Below are 24,354 nucleotides of genomic sequence, written 5' to 3'. Positions count from 1 at the left end.
AGGAAAAAAGGGCACATGACAAAGAATACAATCTCATTGTTAATGGTTGTTATTTTAAGTTTATCTTTGTTTCCTTTGTCGGTATTTGCTAGCAGCGCGATTACAAGCGCTGGATATGCTGACGGAGTGATAGCTATCCAAGGAACGGGCTTTAATGCCGGAACGGCTTACTTGGTCAGAGTAGTAGACACCACGAATAACAGCGTGCAAGCGCTGGAGCAAGCCGTTGCAAGTTCGGAAGGGAAAATTGCGGTTAATATTACGACTGGGGCTTTGTCCAATGTCGATCATTACCTGGTCCATATTAACGAATTAAACGGTGATCTCGCAGCCAGCAAGGAAGTTACAGCTGTGACTGTCACACCGGGTACACCGGATTCCGTTACGCCGCCTACTCCTACTGGTCCCGCGGGAACGATAAAAGTTGCGGTATCCGTAGATAGCAACGGCGCAGCCACGGCAACCGTAACAGACAGCCAGCTTTTGCAGGCTGTCACTGGAGCCGAAGGAACAACAGGGGGCAGCAAGTCTGCTCCCGTCATCATAGAGCTGCAAGCAGACGCAAACGCAAAACACCTATCCCTCGAATTGTCTGCCGCATCTCTCTTGGCTCTCGCGAATAGCAAGATTGAAACGGTGACTGTCAAGGCCGGCGGCGTTACGTTGAACCTGGATAAAAAAGTTCTTGAGGCAATCAAAGGCTCGCTTACAGGCGCAAATGCTTCCGGCAAGGTGCGTATCTCCATCTCCAAGCTGGATGCGGCATCTCAGCTTGCCAAGTATCCTGCACAAGCACAGCAAAGCCTGAAGGACAAGATTGGCGACAGACCGCTGTACAGCTTCGAAATTACGGCAGGCAATCAAACCGTCTCTGATTTTAAAGGCGGTACTGTAGCGCTCGAGCTGTCCTATTACGCGCTTGCCGGCGAGAATCCGCATGCGATTGTCGTCTACTATGTAGACCAGAATGGGAATTTGAATGCGCTTGCCAATAGCCATTACAATCCGACTGCACAAACGGTAAGCTTCAGGACGAAGCATTTTTCAACCTATGCCGTTGGCTATGACGAAAAAACATTCGCCGATGTATCCGAGCATGCGTGGTACAAGGATGCAATTGCATTTGCGGCAGCGAGAGGGATTACTAAAGGGATCAGCCATACTCAATTCGGGCCTGACCTTAAGATAACCCGAGGAGATTTTCTGGTTATGCTGATGAGAACTTACGGCATTGAAGTTGACGCAAGCGCAACAACTAATTTCGCGGATGCGGGCAACACCTATTACACGGCTTATTTGGGATCGGCAAAACAACTAGGTCTGGTGACGGGAGTTGGCAACAATCGCTTTGAGCCGGGAGCCAGCATCAGCAGGCAGGATATGGTCGTCATGATTTACAATGTGCTGGATAAGATGGGCGAGCTGCCGTCGGCTCTTACAGGCGGCAAAACGATCAACGATTATAATGATAGCGCTGAGATCGCAGCCTATGCGTCTAAAGCGATGAAGGTTTTTGCGGAAGCCGGCTTTATAGCGGGAAGCAATGGGAAATTAATGCCGCAGGGCTTCTCCACAAGAGCGGAAACCGCACAAATCTTATACAACATCATGACAAACGGAACGGTTAACCAATAGCGACAGAGGAGGATGTAATCGTGACGGTAAAAAGGTACGACCTCGTTTTGCTCAAATGGCTTTTGATTGCAAGCTGCTTGTGGATGTTAGGTTTGAATATGCCCGCCAAAGCGCATGCGGCATCGCCCGTTACTTACTATGTGAGCGTTGACGGAAACGACAATAATACGGGCTTGGGGCCAGAGCCAACCAAAGCGCTTCGGTATATCCAAACCGCTGCCAACAAGACGAATCCCGGGGATACGGTATACGTCATGAACGGCACCTACTGGGATAACGGGAACCCGATTCTTACGATTACCCGTTCCGGAACGGCCAATGCTTATATTACTTATAAGGCTTATCCGGGGCACACTCCCGTTCTGCGCGTCAGCCAAGGCGCATGGCATCATATTCTGGTAAAGGGAGCTTCCTATATTAACATCGAAGGCTTCGAGATTTACGGGTGGAGCGAGAACTTATCGAATACGGAAGCGTTATCCTATGAGAATACGAATACGCTTGGGAACATCGGCAAATTCAATACGAACGGCATCAGCATCGTGAAGAATGCGGATGTAAGCCCGACGGTGTATTCCTCGCACATCAACGTTCTGAACAACAAGGTGCATCATGCGCCAGGCCAAGGGATTGGAGCGGAAGAGGCCGATTATATCAATTACACCGGCAATACGGTGTATAACAATTGCTGGTTTACGGCTTGGGCGCAAAGCGGCCTCAATATTTTCCACTCCCGCAATACGGACACCAGCACGGGGTACAAAAATTTCGTGTCTGGCAATTTGGTGTATGGCAATCAGACCAATTACAAATGGCAGAATCACGGCGTGTATTCCGATGGCAACGGCATTATTATCGACGATAATAAAAACTCGCAAATTAGCGGAACGCCTTATACCGGAAAAACGATTGTGGAAAACAACATCTCCTATTTGAACGGCGGAGCGGGCATTAATATTTTCAGTTCGCAAAATGTGTATGTCAATAACAATACGACTTATGCGAACTCTCAGAGCACGCATTTGGATTATGGAGAAATCATCGGGAATTATTCGAGCAATGTCTTTGTCGTGAACAACATTTTGTACGCGAACGGAGAGACGGTAAGCAAAGCGAATGATTCCAGCGGTAATCCGATCGCATCGGTCTATTTCAACAGCAATATCTTCTATAACGGCGCTGTTCTCAAAACAGGCACGGGGAATGTAACGACGGATCCGCTGTTCAACAATCTAGCATCGAGAGATTTTCATTTGAAAGCCAATTCGCCCGCTATTAACAGCGGGGATAACGGGTTTAAGGCAGCGCTTGACTTTGACGGTATCAGCCGTCCTGTTGGAGGAACAGTGGACCGGGGAGCTTATGAATATCATTAAGATGTCAAAGTTTGCTGCTATCCGTTAGAAATTCTAAGCTTTAAAGGGCTGTTCCCAATATAACTGGGACAGCCCTTTATGCTGCATTCTACATCATTTGAAATTCTTCCCGGTAATCCTGAATATACCGCCGCATAGTTATCGGCTCCCGTCCGATCAGGCGTTTAAGATCGGGAGTTACTTTTTTGGCAAAGCCAATTTTAGCTGTAAAATAGATTCCTGCCATCACATTAATTTGATCCTGAGGAAGCCCATGAGACTTCCAATAGGCTTTAAAGTCTGCCGCGGAAGGATTTGCATACTGGATAGCCGTTTCCCAGATTTCGGACATCAGCTCAGCAACTTGTAGATAGGTCAAAGCCTCGCTGCCTGTGAGATCATAAGCTTTATTCTCATGGCCTTGTTCCGTAAGTGCTTTAACCGCTACTGCTGCGATATCACGAACATCAATGAAGCTTGTTTTACCATTGCCAGCTGGTACGTATATCCGCCGGTCCTCTCTGATTTCAGCCATATGGGTGGTATTCAGATTTTGCATGAAAAAGCTGGGACGCAAAAAGGTGTACGGGATGGCGGCTTTCAGTATTCGTTTCTCTATTTTACGATGCGGGACGAAAAATAGCGTTTGAGCTCCCAGTAAACTGAGGAACACAATATGCTTGACGCCTTGTTGCTGAGCTTCCATTAATAGAGGCTCGAAATATCGGGGATCGTCAATTGCAGGAGGACGAATCAGAAAAACTCTCTCAATTCCGAATAATGCCTGTTTAAAGGTCTCGGGACGCATCAGGTCGAATTCGATTTGCTCGCCGTATTCAAATATCGGTTCTCCTCCAACTTTGCGGACGGCGGATTTGAAAGGAATCTTCTTCTCATTAAGTTGTTTGGCAACCTCGCTTCCTACATTGCCGGTTACTCCTGTGATTAAAATAGAAGGGTTCAATGGGATCCAATCTCCTTACCACAATAAATTACACCTAAACACTATTATAGCTAAAATAAGAGAAAACCATAAATGACTACTGTTTGTGGGCGGACAAACAACTTGGCATAAGAATTTGACTTACTGGCTCAGGATTGGAGCGAATAAAAGCGTCAATCTCTGCTCTGCTTGGAATACTGTCTTGAGCCCCTAACTTAGTGACGGCTAAAGCTGCCGCAGCGGATGCGAATTTTACTCCTTCACTGAGTGTTTGACCATTCATCCATGTGGATGCGAGTGCGCCAATAAAGGTATCGCCAGCAGCAGTTGTATCAACCGGCTGGACCGAATATGCCTCGAGATGAGTAATTTGCTTGGATTCATCAGCAAATAAAAGACCTTTGCTTCCCATCGTCAAGATGACACGGCGAATACCGTCGAGCAGAAGTTGAGAAATAGCCTGAACAGCATCATCTTCGCTCGAGATAGGAACAGTGGTCAGTAATTCTGCTTCTGTTTCATTAAGAATTAAAGTATGAATAGAACGAAACAAGTCACTTGGCATGGCAAAAGCAGGTGCTGGATTCATCCATACCGGAATTCCGTACTTCTCCGCAATTTGGATAATCGTCTGGTTCAACTCCCATGGAATTTCGTTCTGAAGTAAAATTAATGCGGCATCATGCCATAGTTGAGCGGGGAGATCCTGGGCCGACAAATGTTTGTTGGCTCCTGGAGACAGAACAATATAATTTTCTCCCTCGCTGTTAACTGTAATAAATGCTAAGCCAGATCCGCATTCTTTGGTGGAGACGTTCTCAATGCCTACGCCCTTGTCCTGCAAGGATTGAAGAAGTATCGTTTTATAAGCATCGTTGCCGACGGCTCCGACTATTTGGACACTGGAAGAGGCCATGGCTGCAGCTGCAGCTGCAGCTTGATTAGCGCCTTTTCCGCCAGGGTGATACTGGGTATGCAGCCCTTCGACCGTTTGACCCGGAAGGGGAAAGCTTTGTATTTCATTGACAATGTCCATATTAATACTGCCTACCACATAGATAGATTTCATTAAGAATCGTTCCTTTCGCTTCTATTACTGGCCATTATAAGGCCTGAATCTTGGGATGGGTATGTCCGCCAAGCAATTCACAAGAAATGAGAATGAGTCGCATATTTTGGGAAGAAATTCAGTTCGTTCTCCAATAGACTTGAAGCAAGATAGCATTACACTACTGGAGGTATTTAGATGGCTGGATGGGTTGGTCTAAAAGATTTATTGATCGCGGAAGTGAAGCAGCGCAGCGACGAGGCATGTTTGGTGGATGGATTCCCGGAACGGATCGATGCTTCCGGGGACAGCCAATCGGAGTTAATGAAAATTTATGAAGAATTATGTGCTTTGGAGCCAGAGCAGCCCAATCTTGATGAACCTGATGAACTGGAGGAGATCCGGCGGCTTCGCCCGAACGGACCTCGCCAATTGGACAAAGAGCTCAGTCATGAACAATGGGCAGATAAATTTTATGGCGCATGGCTCGGAAGAGCTATTGGCTGTGCGTTAGGAAAACCGCTCGAGTGGCCTAATTTCATGGCTGGGTCGCATGGCAGACCAGGATGGGAAAACGTGTACTTATGGTTCAAGGGAGCCAATGCTTGGCCGATTAACGGTTATACCCCGGGTCAATCCACAGCAAAGGATGAATTTGGGATCGAACTCGCTGCCTGGGGCTCCGCAAGTACAAGAGAACGAATTTCCTTCATGGAAACGGATGATGATATTCGCTACACTGTGCTTGGATTAATCATGCTGGAAAGAAAAGGTCTTGATTGGGATTCCTGGGACATAGGCAAGCTTTGGCATGAGGTCCTGTCCTATAATCAGGTTTGCACGGCGGAAACACAGTCTTATCTGAATTTCGCGCAAGCCACGTATCATTATGGGGAACAAGGCAGACCGGCAGATTGGACGCAGAAGAAAGAATGGGTCCGCACTTATTTGAATCCATACCGCGAGTTTATCGGCGCACAAATTCGGGCAGACGGCTTCGCTTATGGAGCAGCCGGCCAGCCTGAGCTGGCGGCAGATTTCGCTTGGCGGGACGCTTCTTTCTCGCATGTTCGCAACGGCATTTATGGTGAAATGTTCGTGGCTGCCATGATTGCGGCTGCATTCGTGGAATCAGATCCGGTAAGAATCGTTGAGATCGGGCTAAGCGAAATCCCTGCAAATTGCCGTCTCGCACAAGATATTTATAAAGCGGTGGAAATCGCCCAGAGTACAGAAGATCAGCTCATATTGGTTGAGAAGATTTGGGATGCCTTTAAGCACTACGATCCCGTGCATACGAACAATAATGCTGCTCTGGTAGCGGCATCTCTCGTATTTGCGAAAGGGGACTTCAATAAGGCTATCTCTACCTCGGTATTAGGCGGATGGGATACCGATTGCAATGGAGCGACAGTAGGCTCCATCATGGGCGCATCGCTTGGAGCCAATCAGTTGCCAAGACATTGGGTAGAGCCTCTCCATGATACCTTGTATTCGGCGGTTATTGGCTTCCATCCGATTGCCATTTCAGAGTGTGCCAGAAGAAGTCACGAAGTCTATTTGAAATTGAAGGGACAGCAGAAAGCAGGCCATTAATACGATATGGATTGACGTCCGAGTGAGGGAGCAGGATTCCCCATTCGGGCGTTTTTCAGTTACAATGAGTAAAAGCTGAATCATATCTTAGGAAGGTACGGCACATGATACTGCACATTACATATGAGGATAATGAACTTCCCATTAACAGTTTCAGATGGACGCCAAGCTTCGAGCTGGAGACGCAGCATCACCATCAAAGCTTTGAGATGGGACTATGTCTTTCAGGAAGCGGGCAGTTCTATTTTGGCAACACCGTTTATCCCGTAGTCCCAGGGGATATTTTTGTTGTGAATATACTGGAGAATCATATCGCCCAATCGGATCAAGGCTTTCCTTGCGAGTTTTTATTCCTTAACTTTGATTCGGGGCTGCTTGCCAAGGAAGAGCCTGAGCTAATGGTGCCTTTTCGTTATTATCCGTTTCATTTTCAGAACCGCTTACACGGTAACACCGATAGTATGGAACGTCTGCGGACGATGATAAAGCAAATTTATGCGGAGAAAGAAGAGCGTGCTCCGGGTTATCGGACGGCGGTCAAAAGCCTGCTGATGACGATCTGCGTGGAGCTTCTCCGCATGTCCAAGGAAGAGATCAGCAATACGACATGGCTCGATGGCATGCGAAACTATGAACATATCAGACCGGTGCTGCAATATATGGACGAGCATTACCAGACGGAGATCAGCTTATCCCAATTAGCTTCGTTATTTCACATCAGCGAGTCGCATTTATCAAGATTGATATTGGAAGCAACAGGCAGAAAGTTTAAAAGCTATTTGTCGACGCTTCGCATACAACATGCCAAGCGGCTATTAGCGACGACCATTATGCCGGTAACTGAAATTTGCTACGAATGCGGGTTTCAAAGCATGGCTACTTTTTATCGCAATTTCAAGCAATTTGTAGAAATGTCGCCAGAAGATTATAGGCGCGTCATGCTGACGAAAGTGTGAGGTTGATAGACAAACAGCCGCAGAAGCTAATGCTTTTGCGGCTGTTTGTTATGGTTATATCCTAAGTTATGCTGCCCGATGCATCCCGGTATTCCTGAGGTGTCATTCCGAAATACTTCTTGAACAGCTTAATGAAATAGGGCGGGTTCTGATAACCGATTTTGCTGCAGATCTGATAGATGCGATCATCCGTCTGCTTGAGCAAATAAGCGGCTTTTTCCATCTTGAGACGGATAATATATTCGCTTATATTTTCACCTGTCTCGGTTTTGAAAATTTTGGACAAGTACACCGGATGCATATGGATATGATCGGCAATTTTCTGCAGCGTAACATCCTCAGCCAAATTGGCATTAATGTAGCGCTGGATCTGCTGGATCGAACTGTTTTTGGCGGTTGCCATCGATTGATTCATGTCTTCATAGAACAGCTCTATAACCTGAAGCGCCCACTCTTTCAACTGCTTCACACTAAGAAATGGCTTATGGGAAACGAAGGGCTCATAGGCAGCTCCTAGAAGCTCTTCAAGCAGCTTACCGTTCTTGTGAGCGCCATACGCAAAAGCAGCACCGAGTTGGAAAAATACTTCCGTCAGCTGTTCATGGGAATCCAGGCCGTTAGACTCCATCTCGTTTGTAATGGCTTCAAGCTTGGATAGGGTCATATCTCTTTGACCCATATCCAGAATTTGCATCATGGTGGGGGTCTCGTACAAGCTATTGATGGATCGGATAGACGTACCCGTAGTCAGGTTATCTCCTGTGGTCATGAACATATCCTGATCAGTGCCGACGCTTCGGCGTATCGTTGCAACGCAGGCTTGATACAAGCCGGATACGTCAGTGTCGAATATCCCCCACGAGCTTATGACAACGGAGATTTTCCCTTTAAGGAAAGTCCGTACGTTTTCTTGCAGCTTCAGCATCGTTTGTTCCAATAGAAGAGATAATTGCGCTTCGGAGTCAGGGTAAGCAGCTAATTTCTCGGCTTTGCTTGCTTTCATTTTAATGAGAAGCACCAGATAGTCATAAGAATCTTTCGCTGCTACGAGATCAAAATGTGCACCGAAGGTTTCTTCAGCAATGTTAAAGATGGCATATTCGAACAGGGCTAGGCTGCTGGAATCAAACTTGGAGAACCCGTCCTCCAGTCGAAGGACAGCGATGGCAATGGAGTCATCCCCGTTCATGGGGATACGTAGAAGTTCCAGCTTGGACTGAAGCTCTTCTTTGCCATAGCGCTTACCCTTGATCAGATCGTTAAGCAGGTTAGCCCGCAGCAGAGGGGCTTGCTCTTTTAAGGCAGCATACACTTTTTTCTGGGTCAAAAGCTCTGCCCACTCTGCAGTCAATATATCTTTCATTCGAGCAACGGCTTGTATGATATCTTCGTCGCTTGCCGGTTTAATTAAATATTCCGTGACCTGAGAGGACATCGCTTGTTTGGCATAATTAAAATCTGCATAGCCGGAATGGACGATGCATTTCATCCGGGGATTGGCTTCGCGAATCGTTTCAATCAATTCGAGCCCGCTCAGCTCAGGCATACGAATATCGGTAATGACGATGTCTATAACATGCGTATTGATGACTTGAAGAGCTTCCTTGCCCGAATAGGCACGGTAGACCTGCTCGATTCCGATCTCTTCCCAGTTAATGGTCTCAGCCAGAGAATCGACAACCAGATGCTCGTCATCAACAATGAGTAATTGATACATAGCTAGCCCTCCTTGTTCGTAATCGGCCATACAAGTGATGTTTTCAAGCCGCCCAGCGCGGCTTCTTTCATTTCTATACGTGCATCAAGGCCGTAGTGAAGGAGCAGACGCTGGGCAACATTCCACAGCCCGCATAGGTTGTCTTCATTGTTTGATTTCATAATGCGATGCAGGAGAGCAACACGTTCGTCTAGGTCAAGCCCAACCCCATTATCTTCTACAGACAGCCGGTAGTATCCGTCTTCCTGGCAGCCGTTTACTCGAATCCAGCCCGCTTGTGAGAGGGGAGCTAGTCCATGTATGATGGCGTTCTCAACCAAAGGCTGCAGGATGAGCCGCGGCACTTCAAGTCCTTGCATATTGTCCGAGCATTCGATCTCATAGTTCATTTTGTGCATGCGCAGCTTATGAATCTCCAGATAATTGCGGATGAGCTCCAGCTCCTCCTGAATGGTGGATGTAGGATTCTCCAGTCGGGTGGCATAGCGGTAATAGGCGCCTAGATTCAGCGTCATGGAGATAACCGCGGCCTCGTTGCCCATCTTGGCGCTGTATTGAATAAAGTTCAGGCTGTTGTACAGAAAATGCGGATCAATCTGCGATTGCAGATGCTTAAGCTTTGCCTCCTGCAGCCGGATACGCGATTCATAAACGCTTTCGATTAACTCCTTAATCTGGTGAGCCATCGTGTTGAACTGATTGATCAGGAACTGGAATTCATTTTTTGACGTGTAAGTAATTTGCGCATTATAATCCCCTCGTGTAATTGACCGTACGCTGGAGACTAGCTTCAGGATCGGTTTTTGAACATTGCGGTAAATGAGAAAGGACAGGGTTAAGGCTAGTCCAATCAGGATGGCTAAAGAGCCCATAAAAATCTTGCTGGAACGTGAAATAGGCGCCAATACATCATTGATGGGCAAAAAATCAATTAGGTACCAATTAAGCGAACTGGATAACTGATAGGTGACAATGTATTTCTCGCCGTTGATTTTAACGGTTTCATTGCCTGACTTTGTCAATGCCGACTCATCCAAATGCTTTAACAGGATAGAGACCTTCGACATATCCGAATAACTGTTCATGATGGGAGCAAGTCCTGGCTTATATAAAAAAGGCTCATGAATGCTGCCATTGCTTTTGAAGTTGTTCAGCATTTTGATAATGTTTTGAGTCGGAAACGAAATTTCGGTCAACAGGCGATAGGAGGACACTTCCTTATTTTCCATTAGATTAGGCTCCACGAAATATCTTAGAAAATAAGGCGAACTTCCGTACCTGTAATCCGGGGCCGTATAGGTCCAATCCGTACTCAAATGCTTTTGGAGAAAGGATTCATTATAGGTGATGCTTCCCGTATTGGAAATTGCCTCCTTGGCAGTGGGAGAATAAACGGCAATTTGATTTTCCCATGCCATCGAGGAGCTGTTGAGCTTTAGCTTCTCTTGAATATTCGATACAATTAGGAATTTGTCATAAGGATAATGAACCTCTTCATAGTTGAGGTAAGACCTTACAGTGGAATCCCGTTCCATAATAAGGGCAAATGTAGAGAGTTGGTCAACCATTGTATCCATTTGATTCGTTAATAGCTGCATATTAGAGGAGCTTGATTTTAAGATTTCCTTCCGAACTACCAAATTGCTCGTTTGATTCGTGTAAAAGTTGAGGGCAAGCAACGGCAGAAGTATACCGATTAGAATAAAGTTAAACTTGGCAAATGTGCTGAATCGAAGTGGCATAGATACCTCCCAAGTACATAAACTGCTGATTTATTCGACATAGGCTTATCATATCGGGAAACTTCTACGGATGGAAGGGCAGCGCAAACATGTGGGAACGTTTTATGTAAAGTGATTAAGAAAACATATCGAATCTTAAATTCGTCTTCTATCAGCCGGAAAATGAGGGTGATAAGATTTAAACATAGACAGAAGAAACGACATAAAGGAGCGAAAACTATGCTCGGAAGAAAAGGCATACTGTATGCGATGTTGCTGCCAGGCATCCTGCTAACTTTCATTTTTCACTACATGCCGATGATTGGACTGGTCATATCCTTTCAGAATTTCAAGCCTTGGTTAGGAATTACGGGGTCTGAATGGGTGGGGTGGGATAACTTCCGGACTGTCTTTCAACGGGATGACAGTCTGCAGGTCATCTGGAACACCTTATTCATAGCATGCGCCAAAATTATAGTGAACCTGGTAGTTCCTGTCGTGTTTGCTTTACTCCTCAATGAGGTGCGGCAAGCGCGGTTCAAGAAGACGATTCAAACTCTGGTGTACCTGCCGCACTTTTTATCCTGGGTTATCCTAGGCGGGATCGTCATTGATATTTTATCGTCAAAAGGCATTGTAAACACGGTCATCCTGCCGACATTCGGGATTGATCCGATACTCTTTATGGCTGATGGCAACTGGTTCCGATTTATTGTCATTGCCACGGATTCATGGAAGGAATTCGGTTTCGCCACGATCGTCTTCCTGGCTGCGCTGGCGGGCATTGATCCGTCGCTGTACGAAGCCGCGGAAGTGGACGGTGCAGGACGCTGGAAGATGACCTGGCATGTGACGCTGCCGGCTCTCGTGCCTATCGTAATCGTGGTAGCCACATTGGCGATGGGGAATGTACTTAACGCCGGTTTTGACCAAATCTTTAATCTCTACAATCCGCTAGTGTATGAAAAAGGCGATATTATCGATACTTTCGTCTACCGGGTAGGCCTTCTCAGCAGTCAATTCGGTCTCGCAACCGCTATAGGATTATTCAAATCTTTAATTGGATTCATCATGATCATCTCAGCCTATCAGCTGGCATCCCGATTCGCGAATTACCGCATCTTCTAGGAGGGAGACTATGTATTACAAATCGCGGCCTTACCGGCTATTCTATGCTATTAATATTGTCGTTCTTTCCCTGGTTTCCATTCTTTGCTTGATTCCGCTCATCCACGTGCTGGCTTTATCCTTCAGCAGCGGGGTTGCGGTCGAGACCAATCAGGTGTCGTTATGGCCAATTGGGTTTAATCTGGATTCTTACAGCCGGACATTCGCCGACGGTGCGTTTCTCGGAGCCTTGATGCATTCTGTATTCCGAGTTGTCCTTGGTGTAAGCATCGGTATGCTCGTCACGATCTTGACGGCATACCCGCTGTCGAAAATGGACGGCGGCGCCTTAAAGGGCGGAAAACTCATTGCCTGGTATTTTGTTTTCACGATGCTTTTCAATGGCGGTCTTATACCGAATTATATCTTGATTCAGAAACTCCATTTGATGGATTCGATCTGGTCCTTAGTACTCCCGGGTGCGCTCAGTATTTACAACATGATACTGATGCTCAATTTCTTCCGGACGATTCCGAGAGAGCTGGAAGAAGCAAGCTTGATTGATGGAGCCGGTCATCTGACGACATTGTTCCGGATTTATATTCCGGTTTCGCTGCCCTCCATTGCTACGATCGCGTTATTTGTGACGGTAGGCAACTGGAATGCCTGGTTTGACGGGCTTATCTATATGCACAAAGAGAACTGGCCGCTTAGCACTTTGCTGCAAACGATGATTTCAGCTCCGGATCTAAGTCAGAAATCCGTTTCTGAATCGGAGATCGTGAATTTGACAGAGCGTTCGCTCCGTGCAGCAAAAATCTTCATTGGTGCCTTGCCGATCCTGATCGTGTATCCTTTCCTGCAACGTTTCTTCGTTAAAGGCATCGTTGTAGGCGCCGTAAAAGGCTGATACCTTGGTTTCACGCTTTATTTTCATATAGCATTCATGAAGTTGACAAAAAGAGAGGGGTATTACTATGCGTAAGAAGTTATCAAAAGCAACCGCCATCCTGCTCATTACCACGGTTGCATTCAGTACGCTTGCAGCTTGCTCCAATGGAGGAAGCAACTCGGGCAATTCTCCATCCGAGGCTGGCGACAATGGATTTGCCAAAGGGAAATTTGATTCGCCTGTGACACTGACAACCATCGGCTGTATCAATTCTTCCTACAAATTCAAAGAAGGCGAGTCTCTCGAGAACAACCTGCACACGCAATATATGAAGGAAAATCTGAACATTGATATCAAATACAAATACGTAACCGCTGCCGATCAATGCTCGAACAAGATTCGGCTTGACATGGCTGCGAACGATCCTTTGCCGGATGTGATGTCGATAGCAGATCCGCAATTGATGGCCGATTTAATAGATTCGGGTAAAATGATGGATATTTCCGAGGCTTTCGAGAAGTACGCTTCTCCCGAATTGAAAAAAATGTACAGCGTTGACGATAGCTATTGGGCGCAAGTCGTTAAAGACGGGAAGAAATACGGAATCCCAGTATTGGCCAGAGCGCAGCAGAATGATCCACTTTTGTGGATTCGCACGGACTATTTGAAAAAGATGAACATGGAAGCGCCAAAAACATTTGATGACCTTGAGAAGCTTATGGATGCAATGGTAAATACGGATTTAGGCAAAGGGAAGAATAATCCGCCTCTGGCGATTAGTCTTAAAGGCAATGGAGGCAGCCTCTGGGACGGTCCCGTATCCTGGCGTGGAGATGCAAGCTGGATCTTCGGCGGCTTCGGAGTTATTCCGACTTATTGGAACAAATGGCATGGCGATCAGTTGGAATATGGATCCATTCAGCCGGAAATGAAGGATGCGCTTGCCTTAATGGCAGACTGGTTCAAAAAAGGATATATTTCTCCGGACGTAGGTCTCATTGATGTCGGAAAAAGCGATGAAACATTCCGTACAGGTCAAGCGGGAATCACAGCAGGTCCTGTCTTTACTTCAACCGTAGTACGCAATTATGTTCAGAAAAATGATCCAAACGCGACGGTGTCGCCATTTGAAATTCCAGCTGGTCCATCCGGCAAGGCAGGCCGTCACTTCACGCCAGTGCCGACTGGAGCATTGATGGTGAGCAAAGACTACAAACATGTAGACGCCTTGTTCCTTTATCTGAACAAACTGGTTGAAATCGGGAATCCGGCGTCTGGAAGCGAGTTTGAGAAGGGCTGGAAGGAAGGCTACGACTATGTCATGAAGGATGGCAAAGTTTCTAAATTAGAGGCTGACTTCCCGGACAAGATTGCTGTTAATCCAAGCAAATACTTCTTGACTGGTCAACCGTTAATTGACACGCAATTGGAATTCGATACCCAAATGAAATTCTATAACGGAGAGAAACCTTCTACTCCATACGAACAAAGCTTGTATGACTTGATTCCTGAAAATGAAAGACAAAATCCGAAAACAGTGAACGACTGGCTTGGCGCTAAATTGGTTGCAGATCAAAAATCTGCGTCCATTGCCAACCTGTTCCTTGGACCGCAAACCGAAACGATGAAGTCCAAAGGGGAAGCGCTTAGCAAGATGGAAAGTGAAACGTTCCTCAAAATTATTTATGGCAAAGCTCCAATCGATGAGTTTGATACGTTCGTGAAGAACTGGAAGTCGATGGGCGGCGATAAAATTACGGAAGAAGTAAATGCCTGGTACGAAGCTGTTAACAGTGGCAAATAAGTGATTGAATACAGCCAGCTTATTCAATAGCTGGCTTTTTCTAGGACGCAGGGGGAGTCAATCAAACCTCTGAGTCCTATCTTATGGCAAGGAGTGAAAGCGCTTAATTAGTGCGGTATCCATTTCAAGAAAGGATGATCATAATGAGGAAAATCGGTTTATGGCTGTTGCTGCTTACTCTGGTATTAAGTACGAACTTGACTCCCGGCCTTTCGGGCAAACATGCATACGCTGCTGAGGGGTTCTTGTATGACACGGAGTCGGCATCGGGAGATATGGAGAATGGCTCCGGTCTTACCTGGACGAATGTACAAGCTGCCGTGGCAGGGAATTATATCATTCATATCCATTACAGCAATGCGGAGTCTGAGCCCAGACCGTTCAGCTTAAGGGTAAACGGGCAGAAGTATGCCACTTTTTCGGGGATTCCAACGAGTGAAGAAGACACCTCTGGCGAGAACACGCCAACTGCGATCGTGCTGTTGAATCAAGGCTCGAACACGATTAACCTTTCTCCGGAAAGCGAAGACGGTCCAAAGGTTAATTCGATTGAAGCGATCCCATTCGCGACGATTGTTGAAGCGGAGAATGGAGGAGGTGCTGCTCATTCCGGCGTTACGATTGCCGCCAACTCCGGCACCGCTCCAGGATTCTCCGGCACCGGTTACGCAAGCATTGCTTCAGGCGTTAACGGATACATGTTATACAATAATGTTGATGTTCCCCAAACCGGGATCTACACGATGAAAGTAAGATACAGTCTGGGCAATACGGCACGGCCTTACGCGATAACCGTGAATGGAGAGAGGATTCAAGATGCCAAAGGGGCTTCAACAGGCTCATGGGCGAACTGGCAGTATGAAGAAATAAAAGGAATCCGCTTAAACGCAGGTGCAAACACTTTAAAGATTGAGCGGGTCGGGACGAATGCAACGCCGGTCATCGACAGATTCGAATTTGTTAACGAAGCCATACCCGATCTGGGAGACCAGACATTCCGTACAACGACTTTTGAAGCATCGGACGTGGATCCTGTCATCGCCGGAACAGCAACGGGGGCGACATTAAACTCCGCTCTGATTAGCGGCAGTGCTATCAAAAGCAGCTCCGCCAGCACGGTCAAAATAATCGACAACGAGGGGTCCCGTGTTGCAGAGGTAACAACCCCTACGTCCAAACCAGGGGTTATAGGTTTTCCTTTCCATTCCAGCTGGGTGGCGCCGGTTTCGATGAAGAGTTATACATTGGAATCCCGTTTTCTGCTGAAGGATGAACAAGCCAATTACATCTTCAAGCTGATAAGTGCTTCCGGTATGGAAAGCTCGATCTTTACATTTGGAATGGATAATCAGATCTACGCCCGCTCTAACGCAACAGAGTCAGGCGCAATGGCCGCAAGAAGCAGCTGGAGTATAGATAATTGGTACAAAATCAAACTGATTGTTCATCTGGATACAAAAAGCTACGATATATACTTGAATGATACGCGAATCGTGAACAGTGAGCCTTTGCAAAACAACGCTTACTTAGGCGGGCTCAAGGGTTTCATGATGGAAGTCAAAGACGGCGCGCGGCAGGAAACCAAAATCCTGGTTGATGATGTCCAGTTATCGGGTTCCAATAACCCTGGTACGGCTCCGGTTGTGAACACAGACCCCGGAGCGATCTTTGAAGAGCAGCCTTACATTGGAGAACCTGTTCAATATTATGTCAGCCCCGGCGGACTGGATAACAATAATGGATTAAGCATGACGACCGCTTTCAAGACCATTGCGAAAGCGATCAGCGTTACGAATCCGGGTGATACCGTCAACCTCATGCCCGGAACCTATTCTCCGGTGAACGATGCCAATAATTTCGTGCTTATTAATCGTTCAGGGGCGAGGGATGTCAAAACCGGCGACGAGCATTATATCACTTATAAAGCGTACGACATGAACAATAAACCGAAGCTCCTCCTCCCTCCAGGAGTTAAAGGGGTATGGGACATGGTTGATGTCTCGGCCAATTATATTATTCTGGATGGGCTCGAGATTGAAGGAAACAACCGGAATCTGACGCTAGCGGAAGGGGAAGCCAATTACGAGAGTATTGCAAGCGGAGGTTCCGACTGGTCGACATACGCGAAGACGAATACTAATGGAATCACTCTAAATGGCCATCATCTTGTCGTAAAGAATAGCGAGATTCATCATATGTCCGGTGGCGGTGTTGGCGGCGGCGGAGATTATATCACGATCGACCATAATGACATTTATTCAAACTCTTGGTATTCCTTTTACGCAACAAGCGGCATCAGCTTTATGAATGATAAGGATTACGATAACAATACGACGGATTATAAAATTATTGTCCGGAACAATCTGGTGCATGACAACGAAACCAAGGTGAAGTGGGAAAAGACGAAGGATTATTCGGATGGAAACGGCATTATTTTCGATGTCGATGAAGCTTATAAAGGGAAAAAGCTTGTCATAAACAACATTGTCTATGACAACGGCGGAGGCGGCATTCATGTTTATCGCAGCAATAACGTTCATGTTATAAACAACACGGTCTATCACAACAGCAGAAGTCCTCACTTGAAATATCCCAATATGGATGTGCAATCCGGCGACAATGCCATTTTCTTGAATAATATTTCGATTGCACGGGATGAAGAAGGGGAGTATGCCAATGGCAGCGCGGGCTGGAATAATCTGTTTGCAAACAATTTATATGGCGGTTTAACCCGGTTTCTTGGACAAAACGACAAGGTTGCCGACCCTAAATTTGTGTCCGTAGCCGATGGAACTTATGATTTTCATCTGCAGCAGGATTCCCCGGCTAATGATACGGGCACCCGTACGATGGCTCCAACTGAAGACTTCGACGGGAATGTTCGTCCGTTTGCAGGGGCTGGAGCGAATGCGAGAGTAGATATCGGTGCCTATGAAACGGCGTGGAATAATGCTTCTTTCCTTGAAGATGATACGGTGCAAATTACGGAACCTACCCCGGAAGTGCCGAAAGCCACAACGGCAGCAAAGGGAACGCCGGTTATTGACGGGGTTATCGATGATATTTGGTCTACGACACCAAGCAATCAAGCGCTCTATTTAAGCGACCCGACGAAAGGTTATCCATTGGCAAAGGTGCGATTGCTGTGGGATGAGCATCAGTTATACGTGTTAGCGCAGGTAGAGGACCACAATTTGAATGCCACAGGCGGAAATTTGTGGGAGCATGATTCCATGGAGTTTTTCATAGACGAGAATAATGCGAAAACAGTAACTTATGAAGCAGATGACAGTCATTATCGCGTGAACTATCAGAATCTCAGAAGCGCGGGCAAGAACGCTACCGCTGACAGCTTTACTTCGGCGGCCAAGGTTGTTGACGGCGGCTATATGATTGAAGCGGCTCTTCCTTTGCGGACGATTACGCCAACCGTCGGCACGGTAATCGGATTTGATTTTGGAGCGAGCGATGACAGCAATTATGACGGCATTCGGGATAATGCAACGATGTGGAGTAACCGAAAGCTGAATTCGAATGCATCTACGTCTTTATTCGGAAATGTGACCTTGGCAGCTCCACCGGCGGTGGAGCCTGGAACCGGAACCGGGAGCGGCAATGGCGACTCAGGCGGTGATACGAATTCACAGGTGACGGTACCAGACCATTCGGAAATCGAATTGAGTCCGGCATTAACGGGCAACAAGGCTTCTGCAGAGCTCACCGAGGAGATGCTTCAGGCGATGTTGGCCAAAGCAGCAGCAGATGACGAGGGAAATAAAAAAATAACTGTGCGCATCAAGGAAACGGCGGGTGCACAGACCTATGTGCAATCCATTCCCGCGGTGTACTTTAAAGGAATGCCGGATTCTAATCAATTGGAGCTGCATACGGCATTAGGAACGATCCTATTGTCCGACCAAATGCTGCAGGGAATAGATTTGGAAGGAGCATCGAAGGTTGAACTCAGCATCGGCTCCGCTGACCGTTCCAGACTTTCAACTGAAGTGAAGAGGAAAATTGGCGACAAGCCTGTCATTGATTTGGCCCTATTCGTGGACGGCAAGCAAGTAACATGGAAGAACAAGCAAGCTCCTGTCGTCGTTTCCATTCCGTATAAGCCAACACCGGATGAGATGAAGAAGCCGGAGCATATCGCGATTTGGTATATAGACGGTGAAGGTAAAGTCGTCAAAATCCCTTCGGGACGCTATGATGCGCGCACCGGAATGGTTACGTTCACTACCAATCATTTCAGTACGTTTGCCGTAGGTTTTCAGATCTCTAGCTTTTCGGATCTTGGGCAATTCGGTTGGGCAAAGGAGCCGGTTGAAGTATTGGTATCCAAAGGCATTATTAACGGTACGAGTGAAACAACCTTTGGTCCAGGCAAAAGGATAACAAGAGCGGATTTCATCTCCCTATTGATCCGCACCTTAGGAATAGAAAAAGATATAACTTCAAATTTTGCCGATATTCAAGCAACGGATTATTTCTACAATGAGGTGGGTATTGCCAAGGAGCTTGGGATTGCAAAAGGGCTGAGCGATGGCCGTTTTGGTCCGCGGCAGGAGATCAGCAGGCAGGAAATGATGGTTCTGACTGCAAGAGCTTTGCAGGCTGCGGGATATTCATTGCCAATCGCGGCGGAGGAGAAAAGCTTGGACAGCTTTGCCGATGTTAATCTGGTATCCGAATATGCCAAGAGCAGTATGGCTGCACTTGTGCAAGCTGGAATGGTCCAAGGGGAGAGAGGCAATCTGAATCCAATAGGCTATTCAACCCGCGCAGAAGCGGCCGTGCTGATCTATAGAGTTTATCAACTTCTGAAATAACCTATAAAAAGTCTTGTGCGCAGCAAGAAGTTCACTGCGTGCAAGACTTATTAACTTGAGGTGACTTATGAACAAACCGACAATCCTGCTTCGTTCATCTTGGCAGACTGTGAATATTGGAGATATTGCGCATACTCCCGGCGTATTAAAGCTGTTGAATACTTATATGCCTGAGGCGGGGGTTATTCTATGGGCATCGGATGATTTCAACGAAGAGGTTCTCGCCATGCTCCTCAGACGCTTTCCTGAGCTTCAAGCCGTGCAGGGACGTATTGGCAATGATGGCCGTGCATCCAATCCGGAGCTGCAGAAAGCGGTGGAACAGAGTGATTTTCTGCTTCACGGCTCTGGTCCATTGCTTGTAGGCCATGAGGATGTGAAAGCATACCGGCAGCATACGGGCAAGCCGTATGGTGTCTTTGGCATCACTTATGGCGGTTATAATGAATCGAATTGGCCGGCTATGCAGCAGCTCTTGTCAGAGGCAGCATTCGTCTATTTCCGCGACTCCGTTTCACTGGCGAAAGCCATAGACGATGGCATTTATTGTCCCATTATGAGGTTTGGGCCAGATGGCGCTTTCGCAGCAGATTTAAGAGATGACGCCCGGGCAACGGCCTTTTTAAACGAAAAAGGTCTGGAGGAGGGTCAATTTATTTGCTGTATTCCAAGGTACCGCTATACGCCGTTCTGGACAATAAAGAACGTTTCCTTCGATGAAGACAAGCATGCCTATAATCAAGCGATGAAGGAACATGATCATGTTGAGCTCAGGCAGGCCGTTATCGAGATTGTGAGGAATACTCCCTATAAAGTGCTGATTTGTCCGGAGGATATGACCCAAATGGAACTAGGCAAAGAAATGCTGTGGGATCAGCTTCCGGAGGATATGAAGCCAAAAGTCGTTTGGAGAGACCGATTCTGGCTGACGGATGAGGCCTTAAGCGTATATGTGCGTTCGGCTGGACTGTTCGGCAATGAAATGCATTCGCCGATTATGTGTATTGGCAATGGGATCCCGGCTATCGTATGCACGTTCAAAGAGCAGACCTCCAAAGGATACATGTGGAGGGACATCGGCCTTGACGAATGGCTGTTTGATTTGGATCTGGAACAAGACAGAAATAGAATTGTCCCTGCAGTTCTCCAGTTAGCGATGCACGGGGAGGCTGCCAAACATGCTGCTGCCCAGGCACAGCAGCGTGTGCAGGCACTCCAGCACGAGATGGTGGATACTTTGAAGCGGGCTATAGGTTAACGGAACATGATGATGGACTATGAATTTTTTAACGGTTTTACTCCTCGAATTATAGAGGTGGCTATTCGAAATAAACAGGTATGGGAACAGCTTGACTATCAAATAGCAAGGGAACGGACGGGTGTACACTCGCTTGCTTATGTGTACAGCGGAGAAGGGGTGCTTGCATTTGACGGCGAAGAGAAGTCGATTGGTCCCGGAGACTTATTTCAAATCTGGCCGGGACTCCCTATGCGATTAACCTCCAGTCGTTCGAACCCTCTTCATTTCTATTCCTTTCTGTTTCAATACCGTACGATTCAATGGGAAGGGGGCACTATGCTCAGCCGCGAGGCGTCCGGGAGACTGCCGTTGCAGCTTGGCAACGCAGGGTCCGAGCAGATGGTGCTTGAATCTGTATTTCGGGAGGCCTATGAGCTCTGGCATGATAAAAACAACGGCTATGAATGGCATGTCAAGCTGCAATTGTTAAATGCGATTCAGCTTATCCAGAGGCTAGGAGCCAATCGGGAAGATCATCCGGGTGCGGTGACCGCCGTTCAGAAGGCTATTCAGTATATGAAGCAGTCATTCAAAGAGAATCTTACCCGTGATCAGCTGGCAGAAAGCATTTCCTTGTCCCCGGGCTATTTCTCCGTCTTATTCAAAGCGCATACGGGCATTAGTCCCATACGTTATTTAAACAAAATCAGAATTGATCATTCTAAGCTATTGCTTAGAAATACGGATCTGCCTATTAAAGAAATTGCGGAGGAAAGCGGGTTCGAGGATTCCTTCTATTTCTCCAGATTGTTTCAGAAAGAGACGGGAATGTCCCCAAGAGATTTCCGAAAATCATAAGCTTTGAAGGGCATGGGAATCTGACAATAATCCAGATTCTCATGCCTTTTCTTCATGTACGTTAGAGTCCCCGCATTGTAAAGTAAAGCTAATAAAGCGATTACACTTTTTGCGGGGCAAAGGAGAGGTTCCCATGACTAAGCCGAAAATTATTGATACAGATGTGCATAATGCGATTGCCAAGTCCGAAGATTTACTGCCGTTCTTGCCGAGAGTATGGCATGATTATTGGAAATCGGCCGGAGCGGGCTACGGAGGCGGCTGGCATTCGCCAATAGGCGTATTGCGTTCCGATGCCATACCGCCGGGAGGCGGCTTGCCTGGCAGCGATCCGAAGCATATGCTTGAGCATCATTTTCACAAGTACGGTATTGATTACGGTATATTGACGGGCTCCGGCATTCTGGGGATCTCACTCAATCCTAATCCGGATTACGGGAACGTTGTCGCCAGCGCGTATAACGATTGGCTTGTCGAGACATGGCTCAAGGCCAGTCCCGTCTATAAAGGCTCGATTCTGATTAATCATGCGGATCCATTGGCGGCGGCGAAAGAAATCGACCGTATGGCCGTTAACAAAAACATGGTGCAAGTTATCATGTGCAGCGGTTCGCGGATGCTGTTTGGTCAACGCTTCTATCATCCGATCTATGAGGCAGCCGAGCGTAACGGCTTGCCGGTGGCGGTTCATCCCGGAACGGAAGGAAGAGGCATTGCGGGTGCGCCTACGCCATCCGGTTATCCGACCTCTTACCTGGAATGGCATAATATATTGCCTGCTAACTATATGGCGCATGTCAATTCTCTTGTATGCGAAGGCGTATTTGAAAAGTTTCCATCTTTGAAGTTCGTGGCGATTGAAGGCGGTATCGCATGGCTGCCTCATCTCATGTGGCGAATGGACAAGAACTATAAGGGCTTAAGAGATCTGGTGCCGTGGCTGAAGCGGCTTCCATCCGAATATATCAAGGAACATATTCGCCTGACGACTCAGCCGATTGAAGAGCCGGCCAACAACGAGCATCTGAATCAAATTCTGGATATGGTCGATGCCGGCAGAACCGTCATGTTCTCATCCGATTACCCGCATTGGGACTTTGATAATCCGAAGATGGCGCTTCAGCCGATTCGCAAGGAGCTTCGTCAGCGTATTTTGGTGGAGAACGCGATCGAGCTTTACGGTCTACACGAAGCTCCGCCTGCTGCTGTGACAGATGCTGAAGCGGCTTGCAGCAAGGAGGAGTAGCAAGATGGAAAAAACGCAAAATCGTTACGAAGCGGCGACGGCCAAAGAGCTGCGAAATGCCAAACGATTGATCGTTACAGTCAAGGGAATGGAGATCGGCTTATTTGCGGTAGGCGAGCAGTTTTATGCCTGGCGCAACATTTGTCCCCATGCCGGCGCCCCGGTATGCCAAGGTCCGGTATGCGGGACAAGGCTGCCTTCCCTGGTCTATGAGTACAAGTATGGCAAAGATCAAGAAATTGTCCGTTGTCCGTGGCATGGCTGGGAGTTTGATTTGCTTACCGGGCAGCATTTAGTTGACGAGAAGGTAAAGCTGCGCGGTTATAAGGTTGAGGTGGAAGACGACAAGGTATATGTCGTTATCTAATTTAATATAGACGGAGGGTATACATTGTTGAGCATACATTCAAAAAACAATCCCGTTGATTTTCTTATCATCGGCGGTGGTCCGGCGGGATTGTTCGCTGCTTTCTATGGAGGGATGCGCCAAGCCTCTGTGAAGATTATTGAAAGCATGCCCCAGCTTGGCGGTCAGCTGTCTGCGCTTTATCCCGAGAAATATATTTATGACATTGCAGGGTTCCCGAAGGTAACCGCCCAGGAGCTGGTTGACCGGTTGAAAGAACAGTTAAGCCATTTCGCAACAGACATTGCTCTCGAGGAGAAGGTATTGAATGTCATCAAGCATGACGAGAGGCTGTTCGAAGTTGTTACCGATAAATCTTCCCATTACGCAAAGGCCGTCATTATTACGGGAGGCGTCGGAGCGTTTGAGCCTAGGCGGCTGGAGCTCCCCGAAGCTGCTATTTTCGAAAGTAAAAATTTGCATTATTTCGTAGATGATCTCAAGCGATTTGCCGGGCAGAAGGTGCTGATCAGCGGAGGCGGGGATTCGGCTGTCGACTGGTCGCTGATGCTGGAACCGATTGCGGAGCAAGTGACGCTGGTCCATCGCCGGGACAAATTCCGCGCGCATGAGCACAGCGTGCAGACTTTAATGAATTCCAAGGTTAACGTTCTGACGAATAAGGAAATGACCGGACTGTATGGCGACGCTGGCATCGAAGCCGTGACCCTTCTGGATACCAAGACGAAGGAAGAGGTTCGCCATGAAGTGGATGCCGTGATTGTGAACTATGGATTCGTATCCTCGCTTGGTCCTATTGCAGAGTGGGGAATTGATATTCAGAGCGGATCAATCGTAGTCGATACCCGCATGGAGACAAGTATACCGGGCATTTTCGCCGCAGGCGACATAACAACTTACCCGGGCAAACTGAAATTGATTGCGGTCGGCTTCGGAGAAGCGCCAACCGCGATTAACAACGCCAAGGTTTATATCGATCCGGATGCCAAGCTGTCACCGGGTCACAGCAGTCATATGAAGCGTGCATAAGGAAGTGG

The 24,354-nt window shown here is 47.3% G+C and carries 17 protein-coding genes; 13 read left to right on the top strand and 4 right to left on the bottom strand.

What is annotated here, in order from left to right; all coding sequences use genetic code 11:
• Positions 1–15: 15 nt before the first annotated feature.
• Positions 16–1,635: an S-layer homology domain-containing protein gene (locus PGL01S_RS01235; RefSeq protein ID WP_127490748.1), complete on the top strand. Its 1,620-nt coding sequence runs from the start codon at positions 16–18 to the stop codon at positions 1,633–1,635.
• A gap of 20 nt (positions 1,636–1,655) precedes the next feature.
• Positions 1,656–3,011 carry a right-handed parallel beta-helix repeat-containing protein gene (locus PGL01S_RS01230; RefSeq protein ID WP_127490747.1) on the top strand — a complete coding sequence of 452 codons (1,356 nt, stop codon included), beginning with the start codon at positions 1,656–1,658 and terminating at the stop codon, positions 3,009–3,011.
• Between the two features lie 88 nt (positions 3,012–3,099).
• On the opposite strand, the gene PGL01S_RS01225 is transcribed toward PGL01S_RS01230, so the two are convergent.
• Entirely contained in the window at positions 3,100–3,954 is an 855-nt protein-coding gene (locus tag PGL01S_RS01225; RefSeq protein WP_127490746.1) for an SDR family oxidoreductase, read from the bottom strand.
• A 76-nt stretch (positions 3,955–4,030) separates the two neighbouring features.
• Positions 4,031–5,002 carry a ribokinase gene (rbsK, locus tag PGL01S_RS01220; protein ID WP_127490745.1) on the bottom strand — a complete coding sequence of 324 codons (972 nt, stop codon included), beginning with the start codon at positions 5,000–5,002 and terminating at the stop codon, positions 4,031–4,033.
• Positions 5,003–5,179: 177 nt separating this feature from the next.
• Here rbsK and PGL01S_RS01215 point away from each other — a divergent pair, with 177 nt between their 5' ends.
• Both PGL01S_RS01215 and PGL01S_RS01210 read left to right on the top strand, forming a co-directional pair.
• Positions 5,180–6,577 (top strand): ADP-ribosylglycohydrolase family protein, encoded by a 1,398-nt coding sequence (locus PGL01S_RS01215; protein WP_127490744.1) that lies wholly within the window; start codon positions 5,180–5,182, stop codon positions 6,575–6,577.
• A gap of 104 nt (positions 6,578–6,681) precedes the next feature.
• A complete protein-coding gene (locus PGL01S_RS01210; RefSeq protein ID WP_127490743.1) occupies positions 6,682–7,533 on the top strand; it encodes an AraC family transcriptional regulator in 852 nt (283 codons plus the stop codon).
• Positions 7,534–7,594: 61 nt separating this feature from the next.
• On the opposite strand, the gene PGL01S_RS01205 is transcribed toward PGL01S_RS01210, so the two are convergent.
• Together PGL01S_RS01205 and PGL01S_RS01200 are read right to left on the bottom strand one after the other, a co-directional pair.
• Entirely contained in the window at positions 7,595–9,250 is a 1,656-nt protein-coding gene (locus tag PGL01S_RS01205) for a response regulator transcription factor (RefSeq protein WP_127490742.1), read from the bottom strand.
• A 2-nt stretch (positions 9,251–9,252) separates the two neighbouring features.
• On the bottom strand, positions 9,253–10,992 hold the full coding sequence (locus tag PGL01S_RS01200; RefSeq protein ID WP_127490741.1) for a sensor histidine kinase: 1,740 nt from the start codon (positions 10,990–10,992) through the stop codon (positions 9,253–9,255).
• Positions 10,993–11,211: 219 nt separating this feature from the next.
• On the opposite strand from PGL01S_RS01200, the gene PGL01S_RS01195 reads away from it, so the two are divergent.
• The 9 genes from PGL01S_RS01195 (at position 11,212) to PGL01S_RS01155 (ending at position 24,346) form a co-directional block, all read left to right on the top strand.
• Complete coding sequence (locus PGL01S_RS01195) at positions 11,212–12,099, top strand: ABC transporter permease (RefSeq protein ID WP_127490740.1); 888 nt, start codon at positions 11,212–11,214, stop codon at positions 12,097–12,099.
• Between the two features lie 10 nt (positions 12,100–12,109).
• Positions 12,110–12,988, top strand: a complete 879-nt coding sequence (locus PGL01S_RS01190; RefSeq protein WP_127490739.1) for a carbohydrate ABC transporter permease — start codon at positions 12,110–12,112, stop codon at positions 12,986–12,988.
• A gap of 67 nt (positions 12,989–13,055) precedes the next feature.
• On the top strand, positions 13,056–14,774 hold the full coding sequence (locus PGL01S_RS01185; RefSeq protein WP_127490738.1) for a type 2 periplasmic-binding domain-containing protein: 1,719 nt from the start codon (positions 13,056–13,058) through the stop codon (positions 14,772–14,774).
• A gap of 143 nt (positions 14,775–14,917) precedes the next feature.
• Positions 14,918–19,606 (top strand): sugar-binding protein, encoded by a 4,689-nt coding sequence (locus PGL01S_RS01180; RefSeq protein WP_244935474.1) that lies wholly within the window; start codon positions 14,918–14,920, stop codon positions 19,604–19,606.
• A 67-nt stretch (positions 19,607–19,673) separates the two neighbouring features.
• Positions 19,674–20,864 carry a polysaccharide pyruvyl transferase family protein gene (locus tag PGL01S_RS01175; RefSeq protein ID WP_127490736.1) on the top strand — a complete coding sequence of 397 codons (1,191 nt, stop codon included), beginning with the start codon at positions 19,674–19,676 and terminating at the stop codon, positions 20,862–20,864.
• A 6-nt stretch (positions 20,865–20,870) separates the two neighbouring features.
• Positions 20,871–21,704 (top strand): helix-turn-helix domain-containing protein, encoded by an 834-nt coding sequence (locus PGL01S_RS01170; protein ID WP_127490735.1) that lies wholly within the window; start codon positions 20,871–20,873, stop codon positions 21,702–21,704.
• Between the two features lie 133 nt (positions 21,705–21,837).
• Positions 21,838–22,950, top strand: a complete 1,113-nt coding sequence (locus tag PGL01S_RS01165) for an amidohydrolase family protein (protein WP_127490734.1) — start codon at positions 21,838–21,840, stop codon at positions 22,948–22,950.
• A 4-nt stretch (positions 22,951–22,954) separates the two neighbouring features.
• Positions 22,955–23,317 (top strand): Rieske (2Fe-2S) protein, encoded by a 363-nt coding sequence (locus PGL01S_RS01160; RefSeq protein ID WP_244935473.1) that lies wholly within the window; start codon positions 22,955–22,957, stop codon positions 23,315–23,317.
• Between the two features lie 27 nt (positions 23,318–23,344).
• Positions 23,345–24,346 carry an NAD(P)/FAD-dependent oxidoreductase gene (locus tag PGL01S_RS01155; protein ID WP_127490732.1) on the top strand — a complete coding sequence of 334 codons (1,002 nt, stop codon included), beginning with the start codon at positions 23,345–23,347 and terminating at the stop codon, positions 24,344–24,346.
• Positions 24,347–24,354 lie beyond the last annotated feature (8 nt).

Origin of the sequence: Paenibacillus glycanilyticus NBRC 16618 (assembly GCF_004000805.1) — a bacterium.
In the GTDB taxonomy this organism is placed as follows: Bacteria; Bacillota; Bacilli; order Paenibacillales; family Paenibacillaceae; genus Pristimantibacillus; species Pristimantibacillus glycanilyticus.
Note: the sequence above shows the minus strand (reverse complement) of the source record. Positions and strands in the feature narration are given on the sequence as shown.